This is a genomic window from Actinomadura fibrosa (genome assembly GCF_900659615.1).
In the GTDB taxonomy this organism is placed as follows: Bacteria; Actinomycetota; Actinomycetes; order Streptosporangiales; family Streptosporangiaceae; genus Spirillospora; species Spirillospora fibrosa.
Genome location: NZ_CAACUY010000494.1, coordinates 1 through 2,548, shown reverse-complemented (window position 1 = coordinate 2,548; position 2,548 = coordinate 1). Strand labels below are relative to the sequence as shown.

General features: G+C 76.8%; 3 protein-coding genes. 2 read left to right on the top strand and 1 reads right to left on the bottom strand.

Annotated features, from left to right (window positions below; translation table 11 throughout):
• Nucleotides 1-246 precede the first annotated feature (246 nt).
• Nucleotides 247-927 carry a response regulator transcription factor gene (locus E1300_RS49015; RefSeq protein ID WP_131764089.1) on the top strand — a complete coding sequence of 227 codons (681 nt, stop codon included), beginning with the start codon at nt 247-249 and terminating at the stop codon, nt 925-927.
• A 1-nt stretch (nt 928) separates the two neighbouring features.
• Nucleotides 929-2,476 carry a sensor histidine kinase gene (locus E1300_RS49010; protein WP_131764088.1) on the top strand — a complete coding sequence of 516 codons (1,548 nt, stop codon included), beginning with the start codon at nt 929-931 and terminating at the stop codon, nt 2,474-2,476.
• Here the strand turns inward: E1300_RS49010 and E1300_RS49005 are convergent.
• Nucleotides 2,451-2,548 (bottom strand): acyl-CoA dehydrogenase family protein (locus E1300_RS49005; protein WP_131764087.1); only part of this gene is annotated, 98 nt, incomplete at its 5' end. The two genes, E1300_RS49010 and E1300_RS49005, sit on opposite strands and share 26 nt — an antisense overlap.

Genomic DNA, 2,548 nt, shown 5'->3' with positions numbered 1-2,548 from the left:
CCGCCGTCGTGGCCGGCGGCGAGCGCGGTCGCGGCGCCCCCGCCCGCCACGGCGGCCGCGGCGACCGCGGTCACCAGCAGCCTGCGTCCCGAGAGCATCGAGCGAACGTCCATGGGTCCTCCCCCTGGGTCACGTCGCGGCCGGTGCGCCCGGCCGCCGTACAAAGGGCCACCTTCCGGGACGTTCCTGAGCGGCCGCTGAAGCTGCCTGAAGCCGCCTTCAGGAAGCGTTTGGCAGGCTGGACCCATGCGGCTACTGATCGTGGAGGACGAGAAGCGCCTGGCCACGTCCCTCGCGCGGGGGCTGGCGGCCGAGGGCTTCGCGGTGGACGTCGTCCACGACGGGGCCGAAGGGCTGGACCTGGCGCTCGGCGGCGGCCACGACCTGATCATCCTGGACGTCATGCTGCCCGGCATGAACGGCTACCGGGTCTGCTCGGCGCTGCGCGCGGCCGGCGACGAGACGCCCATCCTCATGCTCACCGCCAAGGACGGCGAGTACGACGAGGCCGAGGGGCTGGACACCGGCGCCGACGACTACCTCACCAAGCCGTTCTCGTACGTGGTGCTGGTGGCCCGCGTCCGGGCCCTGCTGCGCCGCCGGACGCGGGGCGCCGCGCCGTCCATCGTGCTGGGCGACCTCACCGTGGACCCGGCCGGGCGGCGCGTGTTCCGCGGCGGCGACGAGGTCGAGCTGACCGCCAAGGAGTTCGCGGTGCTGGAGCACCTGGCGGTGAACGCGGGCCGCGTCGTGTCGAAGGCGCAGATCCTGGAGGCCGTCTGGGACTTCGCCTACGGCGGCCCGCCCAACATCGTCGAGGTGTACGTGAGCGCGCTGCGCCGCAAGCTGGACGTCCCGTTCGGGCGCAGGTCGATCGTGACGGTGCGCGGGGCGGGGTACCGGCTAGCACGGGACGGGGGCGCCTGACATGGGGCGCCGGGGAGGCCGCCGGCTCCGGTCCGTCCGGGCGCGGACGACGGCGGGCGCCACCGCCGTCGTCGCCGTCGCGCTCGTCGCGGCGGGGCTCGGGGTGGTCCTGCTGCTGCGCGCCGACCTGGGCGGGCGGACCGACCTCCAGGCCGAGGTCGCGGCCCGCGAGGTGGCCGCGCAGCTCGCGACCGGCACGTCCTACACCGCGCTCGACCTGCCGGACGGAGACGAGCACCCCGTCCAGGTGGTCGCCGAGGACGGAGGCGTGCGGGCGGCCAGCAAGGGCCTGAGCGCGATCACCGGCACCGGCGCGACCGGCGTGGCGCCCGCCGCCGGGGCATCCTCTGCTGGGGCGTCCAGCGCGTCCACGGCGCCTGGGCCGTCGGACGACTCCGGGCACGGCTCCGGCCACGGACCGGGGCGCGGGCGCGGATCGGACCGCGACGATGACGACGATCCCGGGCGCGGCGAGGTGTCCGGCGACGACCCGGGCCTGTCCACCGGCAGCGCGACGGTGGACGGCCGCCGCGCGGACTACCGCTTCGCGGCCGTCGAGGTGACCACGCCCGCCGGCGAGACCGCCACCGTCTACGCGGGCGCGGACCTCGCGGCCGCCCGCGACGCCGAGGGGACGGTCGCCCGCGCGATGCTCGCGGGCCTGCCGCTGCTGCTCGCCGTGGTGGCGGGCGTGACCTGGCTGGTGACGCGGCGCGCGCTGCGTCCGGTGGAGGCGGTCCGGGCCGAGCTCGCGGAGATCACCGCGTCCAGCGACTTGGCCCGCCGGGTGCCGGTCCCGGACTCGCGCGACGAGGTGGCCGAGCTGGCCGCCACGACCAACGCGACCCTCGCGGCGCTGGAGGGCTCGGTGGCGCGGCAGCGCGGCTTCGTCGCGGACGCCTCGCACGAGCTGCGGAGCCCGATCGCGTCGCTGCGCACCCAGCTGGAGGTCGCGGCGGCGCACCCCTCGCTGCTGGACGTGGACGGCCTGGTCGACGACGTCGTCCGGCTCCAGCGGCTGGCCGCCGACCTGCTGCTGCTCGCCCGGATCGACGCAGGCGACCGGCCCGCGCCGCGTCCGGTGGCGCTCGCGGCGCTGCTGCGGGACGAGCTGGAGCGCCGTGCCCCGCTGGACCGCGTCCCCGTCGAGGCGTCGTTCGAGGACGACCCGCCGGTCATGGGCGTGCCGGGCCGCCTGGCCCGGGTGGTCGGCAACCTGCTCGACAACGCCGAACGGCACGCGGACCGGACCGTCCGGCTGTCCGTGCGGCGGGAGGGCGGCGCGGCGGTGGTGCGGGTCCGCGACGACGGGCCGGGCGTGCCGGCCGGCGACCGCGAGCGGATCTTCGAGCGGTTCGTCCGGCTGGACGACGCCCGGAGCCGGGACGAGGGCGGCGCGGGGCTCGGCCTCGCCATCGCCAGGGACCTCGTGGCCGCACACGGCGGGACGCTCACCGCGGGGGACGCGCCGGAGGGCGGCGCGCAGTTCGAGGTCCGCCTGCCCGTCGCGCCGCCCGGAGCCGCTACTTCAGGAGCTGGCGGGCCATGACCATGCGCTGGATCTGGTTGGTGCCCTCGTAGATCTGAGTGATCTTGGCGTCGCGCATCATCCGCTCCACCG